Source organism: Cryptosporangium sp. NPDC051539, assembly GCF_044454545.1.
Taxonomy (GTDB): Bacteria; Actinomycetota; Actinomycetes; order Mycobacteriales; family Cryptosporangiaceae; genus Cryptosporangium.
Genome location: NZ_JBITDV010000041.1, coordinates 1 through 1,281, shown reverse-complemented (window position 1 = coordinate 1,281; position 1,281 = coordinate 1). Strand labels below are relative to the sequence as shown.

Sequence of the window (1,281 nt, the reverse complement as noted above, 5' to 3'; positions counted from 1 at the left end):
GAAGCGCCGCTGTTGGTGGCAGCAAGACGGGCATGACCGGCTCGGAAGATCATCAAGGTTCTCTACGCCATGATGAATCGACCGAAGTGAGTCATGCCCGCACTGCCATCATCGCTGATCTCGTCCCTGTCCTGCGCATCGGCTCCGACGGTCTCGGATGCTGCCGTTGGGCTGCCCGCAGCGCTCGCCGGTCTGCCTGATCCCCGCGCCCGGCGCGGGGTCCGGCACCACCTGACGGTCGTCGTCACCGCAGCGGTGTGCGCCGTGATCGCCGGTTACCGCTCGTATGCCGCGATCGCGGAATGGATCGCCGACGCGCCGCCCGGAACGGTTTCGGCTCTGGGCATGAAACCCGACCGGCGCCCCTCCGAGGCGATGATCCGCCGATTGTTGCAGGCCATCGACCCGCAACTCCTGACCGCGGCGATCGGCGCGCGGCTATCCGAACGCGCCACGACCAGCAGCCCGGATACCGGTCGGGCGATCGCGGTCGACGGCAAGACCCTGCGCGGTTCCCGCACCCCCACCACCGCCGCGCGGCACGTGATGACCGCCTGCGACCAGACCACCGGTGTGACCCTGGCCAGCATCGACGTCGACGGCAAAACCAACGAGATCACCCGATTCGCGCCCCTGCTCGACCACATCAGCGACCTACACGGGGTCGTGGTCACCGCCGACGCCCTGCACTGCCAACGTGACCACATCACCTACCTCGCCGGACGGGACGCGCATTGGATCCTCACCGTCAAGAACAACCAGCCCAGTCTCCGTCGTCAGCTCACCGGCCTGCCATGGCGGGCCGTTACCGACGCCACCCGCGACACCGGCCGCGGCCACGGCCGCCGCGAGATCCGCAGCCTGAAAATTCTGACGATCTCCACCGGTATCGACTTCCCGAACGCCGCCCAAGCCATCCAGACCCGCCGCCGCAGACACCCCCTCGACCAGCCCAAACGATTCACCACCGAAACCGTCTACGCCATCACCGACCTCCAAACCCACCACGCCCGGCCCGAACAACTGGCCGGCTGGATCCGCGGTCACTGGTCGATCGAGAACAAGAACCACTGGGTTCGCGATGTCACCTACGACGAAGACCGCTCCCAAATCCGCACCGGCACCGGCCCGGAAATCATGGCCGCTCTCCGCAACGCCGCCATCGGCGTCCTGCGCACCGCCGGCATCACCAACATCGCCGCAGCCACCCGACACCACGCCCGCGACAGCACCCGACCCCTGGCCCTACTCGGCATCACCTAACGACTTTGCCGGGGCCCT

At 67.7% G+C, this 1,281-nt stretch carries 2 protein-coding genes; both read left to right on the top strand.

Annotated features, from left to right (window positions below; translation table 11 throughout):
• Nucleotides 1-200: hypothetical protein (locus ACIBZJ_RS43215; protein WP_395939433.1), on the top strand; the 200-nt coding region annotated here is incomplete at its 5' end.
• Nucleotides 172-1,263, top strand: a complete 1,092-nt coding sequence (locus ACIBZJ_RS43210; RefSeq protein WP_395939432.1) for an ISAs1 family transposase — start codon at nt 172-174, stop codon at nt 1,261-1,263. The genes ACIBZJ_RS43215 and ACIBZJ_RS43210, both read left to right, overlap by 29 nt.
• Nucleotides 1,264-1,281: the final 18 nt, after the last annotated feature.